The sequence below is a fragment of the Mesorhizobium sp. A556 genome (assembly GCF_054489545.1).
In genome coordinates this window covers 1-820 of record NZ_JBTMXA010000063.1, presented here as the reverse complement: position 1 = coordinate 820, position 820 = coordinate 1, and the positions used below count along the sequence as shown (strand labels likewise).

Below are 820 nucleotides of genomic sequence, written 5' to 3'. Positions count from 1 at the left end.
GGTTGTGTTGCAACGTTTTGATTACCGGGCTTGTGGCAAGGAGAGCCTCTGATCTTTCGGAGGATTGAATGTTCAAAGGCCGCCAGTTCGACCAGTCAGTGATCCTGCTTTGTGTGCGCTGGTACCTGGCTTACAGTCTGAGCTTGCGTGATCTAGAAGAGATGATGGCCGAGCGGGGCATTGCCGTCGATCACACGACCATTCACCGCTGGACCGTACGTTACACACCGCTGTTGCTGGAGCGTTTCAACCGACGCAAGCGGAGCGTGACCGGCAGATGGCATATCGACGAGACCTACATCAAGGTCCGCGGCCAGTGGATGTACCTATATCGCGCTATCGACGGTGTCGGCGACACAGTCGAATTTTGGTTCAGCGAGCAGCGCGACCTGCCGTCGGCCAAGCGGTTCTTCAGGAAAGCGCTCGCACGTCATGGCCGGCCCGACCGCGTCGTCATCGATGGTAGTCAGACCAACCACGAGGCTATCGTTTCCTGTGACACCACAAATCGCTTGCAGGATCGCTCTCGGCGCAGGCTGAAGCCGATCGAAATCCGTAAGAATAAATACCTGAATAATCGGATTGAACAGGATCATCGACGCATCAAGCGCCGCATCCGGCCAATGCTTGGCTTCAAATCACAGGCATCAGCGGCGATCATCCTGTCCGGCATCGAAATGGTCCACATGATGCGCAAACGACAGGCGAGATACGCCTTCAATCCGAGTCCGTCCTTGGCAGAGCAGTTCGCATTTCTTGCCGCATAATTGGCCTCGGACCAGGCCTCTTTGCGCTTCCAGTCAGCCGTTGCAACACAACC

Annotated in this window: 1 protein-coding gene; it reads left to right on the top strand. The window is 56.1% G+C overall.

The window, feature by feature from the left end:
* Nucleotides 1-68 precede the first annotated feature (68 nt).
* The gene (locus ACX3P0_RS25305; protein WP_459092986.1) at nucleotides 69-767 is read left to right on the top strand and encodes an IS6 family transposase; all 699 of its coding nucleotides are present in this window, start codon (nucleotides 69-71) and stop codon (nucleotides 765-767) included.
* Nucleotides 768-820: the final 53 nt, after the last annotated feature.